The 20,320-nt window shown below is 27.0% G+C and carries 22 protein-coding genes and 1 pseudogene; 7 read left to right on the top strand and 16 right to left on the bottom strand.

The window, feature by feature from the left end:
- Window positions 1–3 precede the first annotated feature (3 nt).
- The 6 genes and pseudogenes from BUA86_RS11105 to BUA86_RS16275 form a co-directional block, all read right to left on the bottom strand.
- A complete protein-coding gene (locus BUA86_RS11105) occupies window positions 4–618 on the bottom strand; it encodes an arsenate-mycothiol transferase ArsC (protein WP_072932673.1) in 615 nt (204 codons plus the stop codon).
- A gap of 19 nt (window positions 619–637) precedes the next feature.
- On the bottom strand, window positions 638–1,099 hold the full coding sequence (locus BUA86_RS11100) for a DUF6428 family protein (protein WP_072932671.1): 462 nt from the start codon (window positions 1,097–1,099) through the stop codon (window positions 638–640).
- Window positions 1,100–1,167: 68 nt separating this feature from the next.
- Window positions 1,168–1,497 carry an ArsR/SmtB family transcription factor gene (locus tag BUA86_RS11095; RefSeq protein WP_072932670.1) on the bottom strand — a complete coding sequence of 110 codons (330 nt, stop codon included), beginning with the start codon at window positions 1,495–1,497 and terminating at the stop codon, window positions 1,168–1,170.
- 883 nt (window positions 1,498–2,380) lie between these two features.
- Window positions 2,381–2,995 (bottom strand): Type 1 glutamine amidotransferase-like domain-containing protein, encoded by a 615-nt coding sequence (locus tag BUA86_RS11090; protein ID WP_072932669.1) that lies wholly within the window; start codon window positions 2,993–2,995, stop codon window positions 2,381–2,383.
- Window positions 2,996–3,125: 130 nt separating this feature from the next.
- On the bottom strand, window positions 3,126–3,467 hold the full coding sequence (locus BUA86_RS16280; protein WP_229731781.1) for an HNH endonuclease: 342 nt from the start codon (window positions 3,465–3,467) through the stop codon (window positions 3,126–3,128).
- Between the two features lie 75 nt (window positions 3,468–3,542).
- Window positions 3,543–3,800: pseudogene (locus BUA86_RS16275) on the bottom strand (DNA translocase FtsK); the annotation flags it as partial.
- Window positions 3,801–4,597: 797 nt separating this feature from the next.
- Here BUA86_RS16275 and BUA86_RS11075 point away from each other — a divergent pair.
- Together BUA86_RS11075 and BUA86_RS11070 are read left to right on the top strand one after the other, a co-directional pair.
- Window positions 4,598–5,767: an AbiH family protein gene (locus BUA86_RS11075; protein ID WP_072932668.1), complete on the top strand. Its 1,170-nt coding sequence runs from the start codon at window positions 4,598–4,600 to the stop codon at window positions 5,765–5,767.
- 10 nt (window positions 5,768–5,777) lie between these two features.
- Entirely contained in the window at window positions 5,778–6,449 is a 672-nt protein-coding gene (locus BUA86_RS11070) for a hypothetical protein (protein ID WP_072932667.1), read from the top strand.
- Between the two features lie 33 nt (window positions 6,450–6,482).
- On the opposite strand, the gene BUA86_RS11065 is transcribed toward BUA86_RS11070, so the two are convergent.
- Together BUA86_RS11065 and BUA86_RS11060 are read right to left on the bottom strand one after the other, a co-directional pair.
- Window positions 6,483–6,767, bottom strand: coding sequence for a hypothetical protein (locus BUA86_RS11065; protein WP_072932666.1), 285 nt, complete (start codon window positions 6,765–6,767; stop codon window positions 6,483–6,485).
- 5 nt (window positions 6,768–6,772) lie between these two features.
- Window positions 6,773–7,111 (bottom strand): hypothetical protein, encoded by a 339-nt coding sequence (locus BUA86_RS11060; RefSeq protein WP_072932665.1) that lies wholly within the window; start codon window positions 7,109–7,111, stop codon window positions 6,773–6,775.
- A gap of 160 nt (window positions 7,112–7,271) precedes the next feature.
- On the opposite strand from BUA86_RS11060, the gene BUA86_RS11055 reads away from it, so the two are divergent.
- Entirely contained in the window at window positions 7,272–7,526 is a 255-nt protein-coding gene (locus tag BUA86_RS11055; RefSeq protein WP_229731771.1) for a helix-turn-helix domain-containing protein, read from the top strand.
- Between the two features lie 51 nt (window positions 7,527–7,577).
- Here BUA86_RS11055 and BUA86_RS11050 read toward each other — a convergent pair whose 3' ends face one another.
- The 8 genes from BUA86_RS11050 to BUA86_RS11010 form a co-directional block, all read right to left on the bottom strand.
- Window positions 7,578–8,315 (bottom strand): hypothetical protein, encoded by a 738-nt coding sequence (locus BUA86_RS11050; RefSeq protein ID WP_072932663.1) that lies wholly within the window; start codon window positions 8,313–8,315, stop codon window positions 7,578–7,580.
- A 9-nt stretch (window positions 8,316–8,324) separates the two neighbouring features.
- The gene (locus tag BUA86_RS11045; protein ID WP_143147310.1) at window positions 8,325–8,936 is read right to left on the bottom strand and encodes an antA/AntB antirepressor family protein; all 612 of its coding nucleotides are present in this window, start codon (window positions 8,934–8,936) and stop codon (window positions 8,325–8,327) included.
- 206 nt (window positions 8,937–9,142) lie between these two features.
- Entirely contained in the window at window positions 9,143–10,081 is a 939-nt protein-coding gene (locus BUA86_RS11040; protein ID WP_143147309.1) for a hypothetical protein, read from the bottom strand.
- A 95-nt stretch (window positions 10,082–10,176) separates the two neighbouring features.
- Window positions 10,177–10,452 (bottom strand): helix-turn-helix domain-containing protein, encoded by a 276-nt coding sequence (locus BUA86_RS11035; RefSeq protein WP_072932660.1) that lies wholly within the window; start codon window positions 10,450–10,452, stop codon window positions 10,177–10,179.
- Between the two features lies 1 nt (window position 10,453).
- Window positions 10,454–10,756, bottom strand: a complete 303-nt coding sequence (locus BUA86_RS11030) for a helix-turn-helix transcriptional regulator (protein WP_072932658.1) — start codon at window positions 10,754–10,756, stop codon at window positions 10,454–10,456.
- A 442-nt stretch (window positions 10,757–11,198) separates the two neighbouring features.
- Window positions 11,199–12,503: a tyrosine-type recombinase/integrase gene (locus tag BUA86_RS11025; RefSeq protein ID WP_072932656.1), complete on the bottom strand. Its 1,305-nt coding sequence runs from the start codon at window positions 12,501–12,503 to the stop codon at window positions 11,199–11,201.
- Window positions 12,504–13,335: 832 nt separating this feature from the next.
- Window positions 13,336–14,034 (bottom strand): LytR/AlgR family response regulator transcription factor, encoded by a 699-nt coding sequence (locus BUA86_RS11015; RefSeq protein ID WP_072932654.1) that lies wholly within the window; start codon window positions 14,032–14,034, stop codon window positions 13,336–13,338.
- Window positions 14,027–15,070, bottom strand: a complete 1,044-nt coding sequence (locus tag BUA86_RS11010; protein WP_072932653.1) for a sensor histidine kinase — start codon at window positions 15,068–15,070, stop codon at window positions 14,027–14,029. The genes BUA86_RS11015 and BUA86_RS11010 overlap by 8 nt, the downstream gene beginning before the upstream one ends.
- A gap of 113 nt (window positions 15,071–15,183) precedes the next feature.
- Here BUA86_RS11010 and BUA86_RS11005 point away from each other — a divergent pair, with 113 nt between their 5' ends.
- The 4 genes from BUA86_RS11005 to BUA86_RS10990 all read left to right on the top strand — a co-directional run bounded on the left by BUA86_RS11005 (window position 15,184) and on the right by BUA86_RS10990 (window position 20,309).
- Window positions 15,184–15,819, top strand: coding sequence for a hypothetical protein (locus BUA86_RS11005; protein ID WP_143147308.1), 636 nt, complete (start codon window positions 15,184–15,186; stop codon window positions 15,817–15,819).
- A 334-nt stretch (window positions 15,820–16,153) separates the two neighbouring features.
- Complete coding sequence (locus BUA86_RS11000; protein ID WP_072932650.1) at window positions 16,154–18,007, top strand: M1 family metallopeptidase; 1,854 nt, start codon at window positions 16,154–16,156, stop codon at window positions 18,005–18,007.
- Window positions 18,007–18,780 (top strand): type III pantothenate kinase, encoded by a 774-nt coding sequence (locus BUA86_RS10995; protein ID WP_072932649.1) that lies wholly within the window; start codon window positions 18,007–18,009, stop codon window positions 18,778–18,780. The genes BUA86_RS11000 and BUA86_RS10995 overlap by 1 nt, the downstream gene beginning before the upstream one ends.
- Window positions 18,780–20,309, top strand: coding sequence for an SLC5/6 family protein (locus BUA86_RS10990; RefSeq protein ID WP_072932648.1), 1,530 nt, complete (start codon window positions 18,780–18,782; stop codon window positions 20,307–20,309). The genes BUA86_RS10995 and BUA86_RS10990 overlap by 1 nt, the downstream gene beginning before the upstream one ends.
- Window positions 20,310–20,320 lie beyond the last annotated feature (11 nt).

Below are 20,320 nucleotides of genomic sequence, written 5' to 3'. Positions count from 1 at the left end.
AATTTATTTTGTTATCTGCGAAAAAACATACATCATTTCTGTTGCTATTTCATTACTTATTTGTTCGTAAACTTGATTTTGTTGTGGAGTTCCATCTGAGATTTTTGGATCTTCAAAAGGTATAGATATTCTTTTTTCTGTACCAGGAATAAAAGGACAATCTCCATCAGCTTGCGAACATGTCATAATTGCTACAAATTGTGATATAGGATTAAATTTATCATCATATTTTTTAGAAAAACCAATGATTGGATGTTGATTCTCATCGTATTTAATTGTATAAATAGGATTAGAATTATCTGCTATGATTTGAATATTAAAACCTTGATTTATCAACGTTTTCACAATTTTAGGGAATAAAGCTGTTGCTTCTGTTCCTCCCGAATAACATTGTACATTAGGTATATTAAAATACACAGCAGCTACCTGTGCCCAAATTTGTGAAAGCTGACTTCTTCGAGAGTTATGCGTACAAATAAAGTTGATATTTACAGATTGTTTAGCATCTACTTTATTTTGAATATAATCTATAAAAGGCTGTAAAACTGCCTTTCTTTCAATAGATATTATATCGAAATTTTGTATTCTAGTAATTTCTTTAGATAATTTTAAATACATATAAAATTTATTTTTAGACTTAACAACAACCTGAGTTTGGTGTACAATAAGAAGATTTATTTACTTTAAATTTGTTTTCTGTTACAAGTGGAATACCACAAGCATCTTCTGCTAAACAAGCAGTTAATTTATTTTTTAAAACAAAGTTTTTACCATTGAAATCTAAGTCATACTTACCTATCGTTCCAGCTTGATATTCAACTTCTATTTCTCCGTTTTCAATACCTAATTTGTTTTCTGACAACTCTATAATGTGTAATAACTTATTAGGCTTCAATCTATGCTCATAGTCATCTGCATTCCATAATTGAAAATTAACAACTTTTTCGTTTCGAATCGTTCCACCACAATCAATGAAGTTTTTAGTAATTTGTCCAACTTCTGTTACATGAAAGTGTTCTGGTACAAATGTTCCATCTTCTAATTGAAATTCTACGTTTTCTAATTTTGGTAGTATCTCTTTAATTTCTGATAATTTCATAATTATTTATATTTTATTATTTAAATTACATCGTAATATTACGATGTTTATCAATAAAAAAAATGCTTTTAACAGCATTGATTTATATTTATATCTTGATTGAAAAAAGAAATTAATTCATTTTTAATTTCATTCCAAATATTTTCATCAATACAATAACATACTGATTTACCCTCTATAGTTCCTTGAATAATTCCTATACTTTTTAACTCTTTTAAATGTTGAGAAATAGTAGCTTGAGCCAATCCTAGTTCATCTACTAAATCATTACATATACATGCTTTTTGATTAATTATATGCTGTATAATTGCAATCCTAGCAGGATGACCTAAAGCTTTAAACAAAACAGCAAATTTATTTTGTTGATCTGTAAAGAATTCTGTTTTAGTAATACCCATATCTAAATATTTATTATTGCAATATTACGATGGTAACATCAAACAATAAAAATATTTTTTAATATTTAACATAAATTTTATTATAATCTTTCTTTTTTATGTAGGTAATTTAAAAGTATTTTCGAAACAGATGAATAAAAACACATAATCAACTCCTCCGCAACCCTCTTATAGCAATCTTACTCAAACAGCTCAAATTTATTAAACTATTTATTATCTAATAAACTGTTTAAACGTTGCGTTATAATTGAGTTATAAATATTTGTGATTCTGTATTATATTTGGTCATGAAATATTATTATATGTATGAATGATCTTAGCATAATATTTACTTTTTAAAAACCTATACTACTTTACGCCTGTGTAATGACAACGGAAAAATCTTTAATCAGAATAGACCTTTTTAAAACTTCTTATTTATCTTGTAAATCTAAGCGATGAGGTTTTTATTTGTCCAATTATGGACAAAAAAGGCAAAACAATCAATTTAAACTATTTTTAATTGTCTCAATACGGAAAGTTTTATACCTAATTCTTTACCTGCACGTATGGACTCGGAAAATTCAGGATATTTTCTCTTTTTAAGGACTCCGAGAAGCTAGGTAAATCTTTCTTTTAGGTATATACAAAATTCCGAATCCTTACCCTTTTTATGGATTCAAAAAATTATTTAAAAATTAGTGGCACAATTTGCCATTTAGTGCCAAATATAAACTTATTGAACTATAAAAAATACTTAGGCCAGTGTGCATATGGCCTGAAATAATTATGGAAATTGTTCATTTATAATAACAAATACCTCATCTAAGTGATGAGGTACTTGTTATTTTTGACAAACTATTGATAATGATGTAAAATATATTTTAAAACATTACTCCAATTCTTAACCAATAATTTTTATTTCTGATCCATTTACTTCTATAACTTGTTCGTTACTTATTGGAATTAAATTAATTTGATCTTTGTAAGTGTTAAAAACTTCTTCTATTATTTCGGTAAAAGGCTCACTTTTGTAATGTGGCAAAGGATAAAAGTCTACACAACCCAATCCTGAATAATCTTTAAGGTTTTGTGCTTTGTTTTTATCGTCAACTTTTTCCAAATATTCAATGTTTTTAGATAGTATCACACTTCCTGCAGATGTTCCAATATAAATTTTTCCATTTTTTATTTGTTCAGAAATCAATTTATCTGCTTTTGATTTTCTTAATTCTTGAAGTAAATAAAAAGTATTACCGCCAGAAACATAAATAAAATCATTTTTTGATAAGGTTTGAGCAATTTCTTTCTCATTCTTATTAGAAATATTTAGATCTTCCACAATAAGTCCAAGTTTAATGAGTGCATTTCTATCGTCATCAACATATTGTGTATAATCTTCAACAACACTAGCTGTTGGAATAAAAGTTACCGTTTTGCCCCAAATATTTTCTCCACAAAAATTTTCAAAGTATTGTGCCACATCATAAAAAGAAGATGTTATGAATAGTTTTTTCATTGCTATGTCTTTCTATTTTTAATCTTAAATAAAAGTACTCATTAAATATAAAAAAAGTCAATACAAAAAGCTGTATTGACTCTCTTCAATGACTTTGTTTATTTTAAAATTAATTCGTTTGGGATCTTTATTAACCTATTTTATTAGATTTTGTTCTATTACATTTTTCACAAAGCAATTGTAAATTTCTATAGGTATTAGATCCTCCTTTTGAAAATGGTATAATATGATCAAATTCTAATTTTTCATTATTTCCACATTTTACACACCTTCCTCCGTCTCTATTCCAAACTCTATCTTGAGTTTCTTGGGAAATAGATTCTCTTTTATTATTATCAAAATAATCATTAAATATAAATCCTTCTTCTTGAAGTTCTTGTAAAACTTCCTTTCTTAATTCTTCTTTTCTCTTTTTTTCTAAAATTTCAAACTTTATCTGCTCTTTAAGATTATTTTCTTCTTTAATTTTCAATTCTGAATAATATTTATTTATCCTACTATTAATTTCATCTTCATAAGAACTTAATAACTTAGTATTAAAATAAAATTCACTTTTAAATAAATATTCTAATTCGATTTCATCACTAATTAAAACTTTCCTAGCATTTGAACCTTGAAAAGGACCTACTATTCCTGCTACTTCTAATTGGTCCATTAATCGTCCAGCTCTATTATATCCTAATTTTAACTTACGTTGTAATAAAGAAGCAGAACCTTGTTGATTCAAAACAATTAATCTAGCAGCATCTTCAAAAAGCATATCTCTATCAGATAAATCTATATCTAATGCTAATGATTTATTTTCTGTACCGATTCTTTTGTTTACTTCCTTGGAAATATATAATTCAATTTCTACATCTGTTAATATTATTTGTTTCTCAACAGATTCATAATTAGTATTTATCTTAGATTCCTCATTAATTGAATCTTCATTTAAATTAGTTTCTACTTTAGAATTTTCATCTATTTTTTTAGTTTTAATTCTATTCTTATCATTAAAAATATTTAGTATCTTTTTAAGCATTTTATTTTTTTAAATTTTAGTAATCTACACGTAATTTAAACAAAAATATAATTTGTCTTTTAATTTTATTAATAAGATATTTTGAATTAAAATATTTTCTTAATAATCATATTATCAAATAGCCATCAAATAAACTTTCCTCACGCCTGCGTAATGACCTCAAAAAAATCTTTTTCCTTTTTTATGGAGTCGCAAAACTCGGGAAATTCATTTCTTGTGCGCGTGTGTAATGACAACGGAAAAACCTTTAGTCAAAGTTGAGGTATCTTTTTATTTATTCTTTCTTTTTTAGGACTCCGAGAACGAATATTATTCTTTCCTTTTCTGGACTCGGAAAATTCAGAATATTTCCGTTTTTTATGGACAGACAAAATTATTTAAAATTAGTGCAACAAATTGCCATTTAGTGCCAAATTTAAAATTAACGAACTATAAAATACGCGTGCGTTCGCGCTTGTGGACTCCAATAACTATAGAAATTGTTCCACTATAATAAGAAATACCTAATCTTTTGGATGAGGTATTGTTTTGTTAATTTGATTACATTTGAATAAATACAAATACCCTTAAACAAAAATATGAATAGAATTATACTTATTGGAAATGGTTTTGATTTAGCACATGGTTTAAAAACTTCTTATAATGATTTTATAGATTGGATTGTTGAAAGTAAACATAAATACCTTGAAGAAAATCGATATAGATATGAAGATAATGATATAAGTTATTCTCCAGGTAAATATAATAACATAAATATACCTCTTGAAAAAGTTAAAGAAGTCTTTAGTACTTCAAATGACACCTTTTTTATGCCATTATTTGCTGGAGATACTTCATATGTTAATGATCAGTCATTTAGTTATGGAAGTGTTAATTATAAAAATAGTTTTTTAAAATTGATAATTCAATCAAGATATATAAAAGGCTGGGCAGACATAGAAACTATGTTTTATGATGAACTTAATCGATTATTAAATGATGAAAAAACAACTGATAAAGAAATAAAGAAATTTAATTCAGATTTTCAAAGAATAATAAACTTGTTGGAAGAATATCTATTGATTGTTGTAAAATCTAATAATTTAATTGAAGAAGATATAGAAAATAGAATATTATCACTTTTAACTAATAATCCAGTGAGTCAAAATGACATGTCAATAGAATTTAAAAATAGTAAAGAAACTAGAATACGTGGAATAGAAAAACAATTGGCTTTAGATAAAATATTGATTTTAGATTTCAATTATACAAAAACAATAAGTAAATATTTTGCTAATAGTACTAATGGTGTAATAATGAATAAAATTGAATACATTAATATACATGGAACTTTAAATGATCAATTGAATCCAATTATATTTGGTTTTGGAGATGAATTGGATGAAAATTATTTAAAAATTGAAAAATCAAGACTTACAGGTGTTTTAGAATATATCAAATCAATCAACTACTTAAGAACATCAAATTATCGATCTGTATTAAATTTTTTAGAGCTGTATAATTTTCAGGTATTTACTTGGGGGCATTCATGTGGTTTAACAGATAGAACATTGTTAAATCATATTTTTGAACATAATAATTGTGCCAGTATTAAACCATTTTATTATCAATGGTTCGATGAAAAGACTGAAAAATACTCGAATAATTATATTGAAGTAGTATCCAATATTGCAAGGAATTTTACTGATAAAAATAAACTAAGGGATCGTGTTGTTGATTTAAGTAGATGTGAACAGTTAATCAAATAGATTATTTAATATGAAAAAGAAATTTAAAAAAGAGTTAAATAAATACTCTTTATGGATTTTAATTGGAACAGCCCTTCCATTAATTATATATCTTTTTGTATTTGGATTAAATGGTTTATCTCTTAAAAACACCAATTGGTCTGATTTTGGAAGTTTTATTGGAGGTTATGCAACTCTTATTTTTGGAGCAGCTAATTTATATTTTCTTATAAAAATAAGTTATAAGCTAAGTCAAATTGATGAAGATAGAAATAATAAAAATAAAATTGATTCTGTTAAACCTTTAGGGATTATAAATTATGAAGTTGATTATAAGAATTTATGTTATAAAGTTGTTATTAATAATTTTGGTTTAGGTCCTTTGGTAGTAAAAAATTATTCCATAAAGTATGATGAAATTCTTTATGAAAATTTTGAATTTTTTTATAATAAGATAGCTTTAATTATGCAATCAAGTCAGTTGTTAAAAAGTATTGAAAAAGATAAATTTTTTGTAGGTTCTAATAGTAACTATGTTATTTTAGAAGTAGGTTTCAATCGTAAATATGAACCAGGTTTGAAAAATTTAAGCGGAACAGGAAAAAAGGATTTAAATGAATTTATAAAAAATATGAAATCAGTTGAATTAACTTTTGAATGTGAAGATATATTTGGGAATGTAACTGAATTGTTAGTGAATTAAATAAAACCTCATCAATTAGATGAGGTTTTATTATTAGCTATACTTTCCAATTCCATAATTCTCAGTAAAGTCATCAATATATTTGAATAAATCATATATTGCAAATTGAGTCTCTAATATTTCGAGTTTCCTTTCCTCATCTAGTCTTTTAAACTCTTCACTCCTAACATAAACACCAAATATTTCTGCAAACCCTCCTTTTGAGTAATCAATCAAATGATTGTTTTGATTTAATCTAGCTATATCATCAATAAATAAATCTTTATTACGTTGTTCCATTCCTTGGATTACCTCCCAATCACTTATATTTTCACTCATTATTTTTAAAGTTTTTCAGTGGGTTCATTGTTTACGAATAGCGATTGATTCCAATCAGTACCATCTAATAAAATACCTATTAAATTATTGATTGCATGAAATTGATTTCCAAAATTCTTTTCAACATTATTTAAATATGTCCCAGTTTTTTTATCGTAATTATCCTGGAGAATATTATAAATAATTCCTCTTGTTTTCCAAAGGTTGAACATTAAAAATTCAAACTTTCTATTGTTGCTAAGTGAATCAATTAACCACTTTTTATTTTTGGGATTTAAGTAAAGAACCTCATCTAGTTGATTAGATTGTTCTGCTGTTTGTATTAAAGTTATTGCTGTATTCATGTGTTATTAATGTAATCTAAAAGTTATTTGTATTTTAATACGACAAATCTAAAAGTTATTTACATTAAATACAAATATTATTTACATTTTTTCAAAATAATCATAATAACGTTTAGATTTTAGTATATTTGTTAAAACTTTACTTATGGAAATTTTAAGATTGAAAGAAGTTCTAAAAGAAAAAGGATTGACTGGTAAAGAATTAGCTGAAAAAGTTAATGTTACAGAAAACACTATCAGTTTTATGTCTACAGGTAGAACACAACCAAGGTTTGATTTATTAATCCAAATTGCCGAAGTTCTTGATGTTGATATCAAAGACTTATTTAATTCGACTAAAGAACCGGAAGAACTTGAAACCTTGTATATTTTCAAAGATGGATCTTATATTCCTATTGGAAAAATCAAGAAGTAAAACAAGCCCTACTATTATGTAGGGTTTATTTTTTATCGACCTATATAACGCCTACACGTGTGTGTGCGTACTGGTCGGACGCTCCCTTTTTCTCTCCTTTACTCTCTTAGTAATTTCATGAAATTTGTGTACTGCATTTTCCAGAGTGTCAATTTCCCATGCCCAGTAACCAAATGATTTAGATTTGGGATAACTCTCGATGTTGAACTTAGTATTTACTTTTATTTCAAATACTTCAAAAGTTTTTTTAATATAACTTCCATAAACTTTTTCATAAATCACTGCAAAGTCATTTCGTGCAATTTGATTAAATCTAAATCCTTTTACTTCTCCTCGTCCATCGAATTGTCTTTTTAACCTAACCTTATTGACATTTTTTGAACTTTCTCCATCTTGTTGGTGTGTATGTATGGATTTTGAATTAAAGTCGCTAATTTTTGATTTATTAACATTATTTTGAATTAATCCCATTTGTAAGACCTCAGCAATATTTTCTCTAGTAACGTCAATTAGAATTTTTAAATCAATTAACTTCATGATATTGGTTGAGGTTTCAAGTTTTTTGTATTCAATCATCTTAATATACTTATCCTTGTCGATGTAACTGTTATCGCTTTTCGATTGTTCGATATCTGATAAATTTAAAAACTGAGTTTCGAAAAATTCTGAATTGTTTAAATGGATCATATCATCACTAGATCCAAATCGACAAACTATTGAATTGTAAAAATCTTGCTTTGATTCTTCTTCTAAACTTAAAAAGTATTGTTTAATCTCTCGCTTTGTCATAGTGCAGGATTAAAATTTTGATGAATACATTTTACTAATCAACTCATAAGGGTAAACATTTTGACCGTTTACATAAGAGGGGTGCTGTACTTTCTTCGGTAGATTACCAGTTATTTTTTTATACTCCTTAGTGCATAATTTACCAAGCTGTTGCCTTTCTGTAACTGTAAGTTTTTTAAATACTCCGTTTGTTCTCAGAAATCTATCAACCGACCAATCATTGATAAAGTTGATTTGCTTTTCTTCTACTTTTTTAAGTCGGTTACTTAATTCTGTTATTTGCTTAGGTGTTGCAATTTCCTGGTAATGTTTCTCAACTTCAATAAAATAATTTCGGATACTTCTTCCTGCTTCTGTTTTTTCTACCATAGCCAATTCTTTAGCCATGTTTATACTGATTACATATTCATGCTTCCAAACTTTACGTTCCATCAATCTATGGAGCGTAAAATCTCTACCCTCGATAAATCCGTAAGCTTTAATACGCTTCTTGATCCATGTTGAAAAATCTTGTTTACTTTTCAGAAATTCGTGCAATTCTCTTGCTGATACTGTTTTGTTTCCTTTTTCTGATTGATTGATTTTTATTAACTCAAATCTTTTTGTTGTATTTTCTTCCATGATTATTTTAATTAAAAAATTGATTGATTTTAATTGCTCTTTCATTCTATCATCAAAACTTATTTTTCGGATACTATTTTATACTCTTCTAACTTCTCATTTTTAACACTACTTTTTTCATTTTTAGCGTTATTTTTTTCTTTTTTTAATTGAAAAAATGTGCAAATTCCACGTTTATCAGTGGAGCATTTTTATAAATCGCCTTTTTATGCAGGTTCTCTGTGTGGAATTTGCACATTAAAAAAAATATTTATTTTTTCCGTCATTTTGGCTTTAATCTCAGTATGAAAATTGTTTTTAATTAATAAGATTTTGAAATACTTTTTCTTGTTAATTAAATAAGTATTTCTATGCTTTGAATTCATTAAATCTTCCCAATATTCAAGACTATTACAATCATCCAAAAAAGCAATATCCTTTTCCTTAATTTGAGATTTATCAATTTGTAAGTTTACAAGCAATACTAAATCCCATTCGCTCAATAATTCTTTAAACAACATTTCGTAAATTTCAATTTTCAGTAGATCATAAATAGAGTATATTCCTAGAGATTTTATTTTTTTAGATTCTTTACTTCTTACTTCAAACCTTAATGTATTTTTATCAATGTTGTAAGCTGGATAATCTAAGAATTGTAAACCTTTTAAGTATGCCTTAATCTCTTTGTATTTAGTTGCTTCGGATATTTTAAACGTTTCAATATCATCATACTTAATACTGAATTTAGAACGCTTGTAAAGAAGTAAACCGTCAAAGATTAATTGAGCATCTGAGTTAGGAATAATATTTAAACCGAATTCAATATTTACGACTTGTAACTCTTTTCTTGCCTCCTTTTCAATTTCTAGATAATCTAATATTTCATTAATCGATTTAATACACTCCAAAGGAGTAAAATCATCTCCGTTATGTTGGTAATTATTTTTGTGATAATGTGGACTAACTAAAACATCTACATAACCATACCCAATTGTAAAACCTTTCTCGATCGCTTTTCTAAAGTGTAGACCAATTTTAAAACCGTCCTTTTGTTTGAGTGATGTGTAATAATTGTTAATTGGTTTACATTCTAAAAAATCGGGGTGTATTAATAGCTTATTGATTATTAGATTATTCGAGGTTCTTAGTTTTAGTAAGTCAACCATAATCATTAACTTTGACTAAAATATTACGTTACCAGTAATATTTAAAATTGAACAATTGAGGCGCGTTTTATCGAGCCTCTTTTTTTGTTTATAAATCAAAGTGTTATTGGTTTTAAACTTTTCTCAACCTCAGAACGTAAGAAGTAGATACGAGATCCGATTCCTAATGGTTTTAGTTTACCATTCTTGCACCAGTTATTTAATGTACCGAATGTAATTTGTAGCATATCAACAACCTCTTGACGAGTTAAATACTCGTTTGGCTCTTTCGGTTGAAAGTTCTTTGCAAACTCAATTAATTGTGCTTTTAATCCGTCTTGGATTTCTTCTTGCAATTGTTCTTTAGTTAAAATGAAAAACTCTTGTCTCATATTAATTAGATTTAATGTTTAACATTGTTTCTATTTCAGAACGTTTAAAGAAAACTTTACAACTTTCACCTTCTCCAATTTTTATAAAAGGGATAACATTGTCTTTTTGCCACCTTGATAAAGTTGATGAACTTATATTTAGCAAATTCATTACTTCATTTCTTGATAATAAACCCAAATCATTGTTAGGTTTTTTAATTTCTAAATGAGGAATAATTTCAGCTATTAAAGAAGTTTTTAGCTGTTGGATTAATTCTGTTGGATCAATTCCGATAAATTGAATTTGTTTAGATTCTGCACTCATAATTAAGATTTTATGAGCAACAATATTAGAAGTGTTAAAAAACTAAAATATTCACAAATACACCTAAATGTTTTGGAAATAGTATACATATACTTAGTTTTGTTTATAAATAATATTTGTACGTCGCCAAACAATCCAAATATTATTACAACACGGGCAATGAATTTCTAATTTGTTGCCTTTTTATATTTATTTTTAAAAGTATTTTCTTTTATTATTTATTTCTTGTTCAAATGTATGCACACTTTCTTGTTAAAAAAAAAATTGAGTTTTGTCATATTTTATAAATGTTAAACAAAACTTAAAACCTAACACTTTTCAACAATTAATTACATTTTTTACCAATTTTTCCAATTTTCATTTGAAGTAATTCGAGGTAATTTGAAGTAATTTTAGTAACTCATGGAATCGTTTTTTAACTTTATTTTAACTCTCGTAAGTATTAATGATTATTTGATTTAATTAATCTTAATACTGGTTCTTCTTTTTTCATCATTTGAGCGTAATACATAGCAAAGGCATCTGCATTCGCGTCTTTATCTGCCTTTTGATTAATATACTTCAAAAACATTTTCTCCTCGCTATGTCCAGTAATTCCAATTAATACAGGTGTAGGCATTTTTCGATAAAAATTAGTTGCAAAGGACCTTCTAAAAGAATGAGAAGTAATGAATTTATATTTCGATAATGAAGTCAGAAGTTTTTTTCTATTATTTTCATCTATGACATAGCCTTTTACAATCTCATCAATTTTGGCTAATTCACAAACTTTTTGAATATGAGTATTGATTTTATTTAAAGATATTTTTTTAGGGAAGTCATTTAATATAATATCAATTACATAATCTTTCAATACTGGAATAGTTACGAATTTTTCGGTTTTTTGTTGAATTAAATCAAAATAGACTGCATTATCTTTTATTCGAATATTGTTTGATGTTAGGTTTAATAAATCGCCGCCACGTTGACCAATATAACAACCTATTAACAACCACTTTTTAACCTCTTTCAGATGAGGTGTAGGCATTTCAGTATTGTAAATTTTATCTAAATCATCAAATGATAAAGTATGGATATATCTTTCTTTATCATTCTGTCTAAAACCTTTTAAAGTAATTGAATTATTAGTTACTGTTATATTATCCTTTGAGGCTGAAACGCAAACACTCTTAATGTGTTCAAATTGCTTACCAGTATAATTGATAGTGTATTTTTTTTCATTCAATAACCATACTTTAAAACGATCAGTAAATGACTTTTCTAAATCACTAAACAGAATTGTTTTTTTGATTGTCTTTTCATATTCAGCAATAATGTTTTTAAACATTCTGTAATTTTTTACAGTACCTACTGATATTCCAATTTTACCGTTACGCTGCTCTCTTGTTGATGCATTATCTATAATGTACTGAATATAGTTTACGAATATCGAAAGATCCGTTTTTTCAACTCTATTAAAACACTTATCGATAATAGAGGTTAACCAATCATTATTTATTACAGTACCCTTCGTGCTATCTTCATTGAATTGTTCATTTACAAACAATGAAAGTCTTTCGAGTTTATTTTTTAAAAGTTTATTCGTTTCGTTATTTGTTTTAGGAAGATTAGTTGTAGTACTCCAGTCTTTCGCATTTATTGATAAACCTACTTTTCTTCTTAAGTTGATTTGTCGGTTTACTGAAAATCTTAAATATATCTGTGCATTGTCTGTTTTGTTTAACAAAACAAATTTTAGTGTAGCCATACCTTTAATACTTAAATTGAACAATTCAAATATATGTCATTTTGCTATTTATGACAACCGTTTGACAACCGTTTTTAAATATTATTGTATTTCATTATACTTTATTATATTTGTGAAGAAGATTTAAAACAACAATAAGTGTCTATTTAAAGGGGTTTAGCCTTGTTTATTGATTGTTTTATGAATTACTTGGATTAATGGGTGTGAGTGTGGGTTCGATTCCCACTCCGAGTACTTAAAAATCCCTTAAGTAATTATACTTAAGGGATTTGTTTTTTTGTGGCGAATGAGGAAGTAGATTCATAAAGTTTCGCTACCCATAATTTTAAAATGAGGAAAATCAAGAGATTTAAAAGAAATAATTAACTTTTTAATTATACGAAATACAGATATATAGAATTTTTTACGAAACTATAATATAATTTACTTCATAAAAAAGCAATGTTATAATGAAAAATCTTATAAAAATATATATAATTGAAAAACCTTGGTTTTCGACAGTAGTATTTATAGTTCTTCTTCTGTTAATTTCGCTTTTTAATTTAGGTAATATTTTATCTATATTACTTTTCTTAGTTGGGCTTATTTTTTTATTGTTAGCTAGTATAATTCAGTTATCAAAAAAAATATGGGCAGGATTTCTTAATTTATTTATAGCAATATCAATTATTTTGTTATTATACATTTTAGTAAATGTATTTTCAGATTTTATGATGCATTATCATAGATTATAAATGCATCCCCTAACAAGAGCTTAGCTAAATAACAGGTTAAAAGGAGAAGTTTGCATTTCTCCTTTTTTTGTTGCAACAAGCTTTTATATTTCCTTTTTTTATTCTACTCTTTCAGCAAATTCTCTTCGATAGGTTATCCCAATAGGAATGTATACATTATTAACCGTTACAGATTTTGTATCAAAACGTTCTATCTTTTTCAATCCTACAATATATGATTTATGAATTCTCATAAACAAATGATGAGGAAGTTTGTTTTCAAGCTCAGATGTAGTAGTGCTGGTTAATAAAAATTTATCCTTTAAAAAAATTTTAGAAAAATTTCCCTCACTTTGGATGTAAAATATATCTTCTACCATAATTTTTATATTGTCACGTTCTACCTTTATAAAAATGTATTGTGATTCACTATTTTTTACAATGTTTAAAGCTGAATATACAACATTATAAACTCTTTCTGTAGCCTTTGCAAAACGTTGAAAAGCTATTGGTTTTAAGAGATAATCTGACACACCAAGTTCAAAACCTTCAATAGCATAATCTTTATAAGCTGTTGTGAGTATGACTTTCGGGGGATTTTGAAGTGTTTTTAGAAATTCTAATCCACTTAAATCAGGCATATTAATATCTAGAAAAATAAGATCAATTGGATTTTGATGTAAAAATACAATTGCATCTATCGCATTAAAGCACTCACCAGAAAGTTCAAGATAAGGTAATTTTGCAATGTAATCGACAAGTACATAATGTGCTGCAATTTCATCATCAATAATTAGACATTTGAGTTTTTTATCCATCGCTAAGATTAATAGAGAGTTCTATTTTAAATATTTTTTCATTTACATCAGATACTAATTTGTACTTTTCTGGATATAAAATATCTAACCTTTGTTGAATATTTTTTAAACCTAATTTTGTAGATTTAGTTTGGTTTTTAGTATTTGGAATTGAATTTTCTACTACTAAATTCACTCCATTTTCATTTTCGGTTATCCAAACATTTACAAAAGATTTTTCAATTGTATTAGTGCCATGTTTAAAAGCATTCTCAACAAAAGGCATCAAAATAAGAGGTGCAATTTTATATTTTTTACTTTTATCTGTTCTTTCATAATTGTAATCTACTACACATCGTTCATTAAGTCTTTCTTCTTCTAGTGAAAGATAAGTCTCTATAAAACGGATTTCATCATTTAAAAATACTTTTTCATTAGAAAGATGATCCAATTGATATCTCATTAATTCTGAAATGTTCATCAACATTTCGGGTACCTTTTCTGGTTCATGTAAACTGGTTCCATATAGATTGTTAAACGCATTAAAAATAAAATGAGGATTGAGTTTTGAACGTAAAGAATAAAGCTCAATGTCTTTCATTAATAACTGTTGATCCATTTCTTTTTTTTTACTACGGAAGAGTTGTTGAAAAAAGAACGGTATATTGATTAATAATGCTGAAACAAGTGACGAAGCAAGACTGAAAATATATGTTTGCTGATAACTAAGATCAGTAACCATATTACAGTAATGAAATAGTGTTTTCTTGACCAATAAAACCAGACAAGCATTTATAAATAATACGAGCAGAATGCCTAATATCCATATAATTTTTTTAGTTTTTAAAAATTTCAAAACTTGAAATCGCTGTAACCTAGCTTGGACATACAAAACTACAAAGTAAGTAGCAGTAGCAGAAAAGGTTTGATAAGAATTGAAAACATTCCATTCGCTAAATGTGTAAAGTATAAAGAATAAAACAAATATCCCTAACTCAAAAATAGTAGCTAAATATGAATTTATACTTTTTTTACTTTCTAGGTTTTCTATTTCCATAAGCACAAATTTAAGTAATATAATAGTGTATTCTGATAATTATAAATGATGAATTGAATTGGTCATTTATAATTTTAGAAGCAGAAAAACCTTACTTATTCTTGCATAAAAAAATGAAATATATTGGCTTTCTATTAATTACAACGTTTTGTTTTCATAATAATTTATATGCGCAAATTGGTGCAGCAGAGCTTTATAGCGGATTAAATAAAACAGCTTTTACAAGTAATGCAATTATTCCAATAGATGAAAAAGGAAAGTTTAATTTTATTGGAATGGGGTTTTATAATTTCTACCATAGAGATCAAGACAAGTTGTATAATGAAACAGGATTGCAAACTGGTGTTTTTTATTCTTTCACAAAAGATTTCAAACTAGGTTTGGGGTTATATGCGAACAGTACTTTTGGTTTACAACAACGTTTGGTAATGAATTACACTAAAAAAGCAGGTGATTTTTTTATTTTGGTAGCTCCTGCTTTTGCTATTAACAAAAGCACTACAACTACAGAAATGGTTGTTGATATCTTATATGAAAAAGAGATTGCTAATAATTGGAATGTCTATGTAAAAGCTTTTGGAATGATAGCTTATGATAATTTTAATACACACGCCCGAAATTTTCAACAACCTAGAATTGGTATGGGATACAAAAGAAAGTATTTCGGTTTTTTTGCTGATTTCGACCAATGGGGAAGTAACTTGGATTCAAGGTCAAATTATGGACTTTTTGCTAAAATTACATTTTAATATTTTTAATAACGTCGTATTATCGAAATTGGGGGTAATTTCTTTTGTGTAAGTATTTCAAAGATGTGCAAAAAAATAATTTGAATAATAGTATTCGTTAAAAGACTTATCCTTAAACCATTAAAATAATAACTATTTACAAAAGGTATCATTTTGGTTAAATCGAAATAGCTAACTTTATTTTAATAATCAAACATAGATACTAACTATTGTGTTAATTAAAGTAACATATTCTTCTAATTATAAGACCTTCCTAAAAATTATTCTCTTAAATCAGACCTAAGCTTAACGATTTTTGTATTTTTGATAGATTAAAGTTTAGAATTAAGTAAGAATGAGAAAATTTACTCTACTAATTTGCATCTTTTTAGTTCAATTTTCATTTGCACAACGCAAAGGATATTGGCAACAAGAAGTAGATTATAAAATGGAGATTGATATGAAAGAAAAAGCATATCAATATGATGGAAAAATGCAGTTGAAATACACAAATAACTCTGGTCAGAGTTTAAATAAAGTTTATTTTCATTTGTATTTTAATGCTTTTCAACCAGGAAGTATGATGGATAATCGTTTACAGAATATTCCTGATCCTGATAAAAGAATGGCAACAAATTTAGGAACAAAAGATAATCCAAAATACGAAAGTAGAATTTCTACTTTAAAACCAGATCAAATTGGTTACCAGAAAGTAACATCACTAAAACAAGACGGAAAAGTTGTTTCTTATAAAGTTGATGGAACAATTTTAGAAGTTACACTAGCAAAACCAATTGCGGAAGGAAAAACTTCAACATTCGAAATGGTTTGGAATGCACAAGTTCCAGAACAAATTCGTCGTTCGGGACGTAATTCTAAAGACGGTGTAGAATTTTCTATGGCGCAATGGTATCCAAAAATGGCAGAATTTGATCCAGAAGGTTGGCATTTAGACGAATATATTGGACGTGAGTTTTTTGCTCCATTCGGTAATTTCGATGTAACAATTAACATTGGGAAAGATTATGTTATTGGAGCATCAGGTGAATTACAAAATCCGAACAATGTAAAAGGATATGTAAAGAATCCAACAATAAAAGAACAAAACGGTAAAGTTTCTTGGAACTTTAAAGCAGAAAATATTCACGATTTTGTTTGGGCTGCTGATAAAGAATTTATTGTAGAACATGCAAAATCTAAGCATGGTGTAAATGTATATTTAGTTTACCAAGATAATGATTCATCTACTGCTTGGCGCGAGGCAATGCCTTATGCTTTAGGATTTTTTGATTATAACTCAGAACATTTTGGTCAATATCCTTGGAAAAACTATTCTATTATCCAAGGTGGAGACGGTGGAATGGAATACGGAACAGCAACACTTATTGCTGGTGGTAAAAATTTAGAAAGTTTAATTGGAACTATTTTCCACGAAGCAGCGCACTCTTGGTACCAACAATTATTTGGAATTAACGAAACATATAACGAATGGTTTGACGAAGGTTTTACATCTTATGTAGAACAAATGGCACATCTTAATGTGGTAGAGAAGTTGAAAGTAATGCCATCTAATCCAAATCCAGATGCTTACAGAGGATATATTGCGTTAGCTCTTTCTGGTAAAGAAGAACCAGCTAGTTTATTAGCAGATTATTACAATACAAATTATGCATATTCTTTAGAGGCATATTATAAAGGTCAAGTATTAGCAATTCAGTTAGGTTATATTATCGGGAATGATAATTTAAATAAAACATTTTTACAGTTTTATGATCAATGGAAATTTAAACACCCATCTGGAAATGATTTTAAACGTGTTGCAGAAGAAGTTTCTGGAATAAATTTAAAATGGTACTTTAATTTGTTTATCAATACAACACGTAAAATAGATTATGCTATTGAAGGTGTAAACGGAAATACAATTAAATTAGTAAATAACTCTGATTTCGCTATGCCAATAGATTTATTGGTTGAATATACTGATGGAACAAAAGAATTATTCTACATTCCATTAAGAGAAATGCGTGGAGAAAAGCCAGAAGAAAATTTAGTTGAATATAAAGGAGCTAAAAGAACAATCTTAGAAGATTGGTTTTGGACAAAACCAACTTATGAAGTAAAAACTTCTAAAGAAGTTAAAAAAGCGACTATTGATCCAACAAAACGTTTGGCGGATGTAAATGATAAAAATAACGTATTTAAAAAATAATGTTATTAGCTGTAAATATAGGAAATACAAATATCCGTTTCGCTGTTTTTAAGAGCGAAACGGATATTATTACTTGGACAATAAACTCGAAGCCATACCGTACAGAATATGAATTTTTTGCGAAATTCTCTAATATGTACAAACCTTTTGGTATTAATAAAGAAGAAATTACTGATATTGTCATCGGTTCGGTTGTACCACCATTAACAACAAGTATTAAGATTGCTTTGCAACGAATACATAAATTTAAGCCAATGGTTGTAGATCGTAATACACCATCTGCTATTCAGCATTCTTCTAATCAAATGGGTACTGACTTATACGCTAATGCTGTTGCAGCGCATTATCAAGATTATAAAGGAAAAAAAATTGTAATAGATTTTGGTACAGCCTTAACTTTTCTTGGAATTAATGAAGATGCAAAGGTTGGTGGAGTTGTAATTGCGCCAGGAATTATTACAGCACTTAATTCATTGGTCGGAGAAACAGCCCAATTACCTACAATAGAACTAAAAGCACCCAAGAATGTATTAGGTTCTGATACAGAAACATGTATGCAATCTGGAATGGTTTACGGTTTTCTAAGTATGGTAGAAGGTATGATAGATCGTATTAATAAAGAATTTGGAGAAGAGTGTTTTGTAATTTCTACTGGAGGAGTAGGAGGAGTTTACAAACCTTTAACCAATAAAATTAATGCAGACGACCGCTTGCATACAATAAAAGGTCTTAAGATACTTTATGAATTGAATAAAGATTCTTTTGAAAAATAATGAGTAAGTATATCAGTACAGAATTAAGTTGTATTGTGTTGTTATTAACAACATCATTATTCTTATTTTCTTCAGGAAAATTACCAGCAGATGATGGTTTTTTTTATTTACAGATTGCTAAAAATGTAGTAGAAGGTAAAGGTGTTCATTTTAATTCTTTATACGAGACAAATGGTTTCCATCCTCTATGGGAATTAATCTGTATTATTATAGCCTATATAAACCCTTTCAGTAACGATTATTTAATTTTTTTCGTTTGGATAAGTCAACTGATATTATTTTTTTTAGGAATAAAATCTTTAAAAAAGTATTGGAACAATCAATTCTTAAGTATTGTTCCTCTAACACTATTGGTTATTCTATTTTGTAACCTTGGAACAATATATTTATCAGAGGCGTTTTTAAGTTTTTTCTGTTTATCATTTTTTTTAAACAAAGTAGATGAACTAAAATTGAAACCAATTTATACAGGCTTTTTATTTTCCCTTATTTTTTTATCAAGATTAGATAATGTATTTATATTATTATTTTTAGGCGTATATGTTTGTTTTATTCAACAACGTTTTTCAATAGTTTATTTTCTAAAAGTTGGTTTAGGGTTCTCAATTTTAGTACTTCCGTATTTTACATATAATTTTATAGAGTTTGGAAGTATTGTTCCTGTTAGTGGAAAAATAAAAAGTTTCTTTCCTCATTTTCAAATGGGAGGATTTAATAATTACGCTAAAATATTATTAGTTGTAAGTGTTATTTACCTAATAGGTTTATTAAGTATTTTCAAAAACAGAAATCATCAATTACTATTGCTACTTTTTACTTTAGGAACAATTAGTCAATTGGTTTATAATGGGATATTTCAATCACAAATAGGACAGTGGTACTTTGTAGCGCAGTTCATGGTTTTAGCATTCTTATTTTATGATTTATTTGATTTTTATTTTGGCAAAAAACATATTAATAAAAGAGTAAATAATTTTACTTTATTAGGATGTTTTATAATATGCTTATTAGTTGGAGTTACTAAATTATTAAGTGGTTTTACTTTAACTAATTTTAATGTTAATCAAAATTCTAAATTGAAATTTAAAAGTGATATCGAATATTTTGTTGATGATTTAAAAAAGATATTACCATCTAATTCGCGAATCTATATATATGATATACCAGGAAAGGTTGCTTATTACAGCAACTTTGATGTAATACCAGCAGATGGTTTAATTAATAATGAACAATTTTCTAAAGATTTAAACGAAGATACTTTTGAAGATTTTTTGATTAATCAAAAAATTGACTATGTTATTTTTCCATCAGATTCTAAAGTTAATTATCCATTCACGAAATTTTTAGCCATCAATACAGAAATTAAAAATGGTAAACAGATTGTTGAAATTAAAGATCCTTTTCAAAAAAAAGTAATTCATAAAGTTGATTTATCTAAATACAAAGAAGTTTTTGTAACAAAAAACCCTCTATATACTTGGCAATCATATTATGATCAAGTAAAGGTGTTTCAATATCTTCCTCAATAAAGATTCTTTTG

Source organism: Chishuiella changwenlii (assembly GCF_900142565.1).
GTDB lineage: Bacteria > Bacteroidota > Bacteroidia > Flavobacteriales > Weeksellaceae > Empedobacter > Empedobacter changwenlii.
Note: the sequence above shows the minus strand (reverse complement) of the source record. Positions and strands in the feature narration are given on the sequence as shown.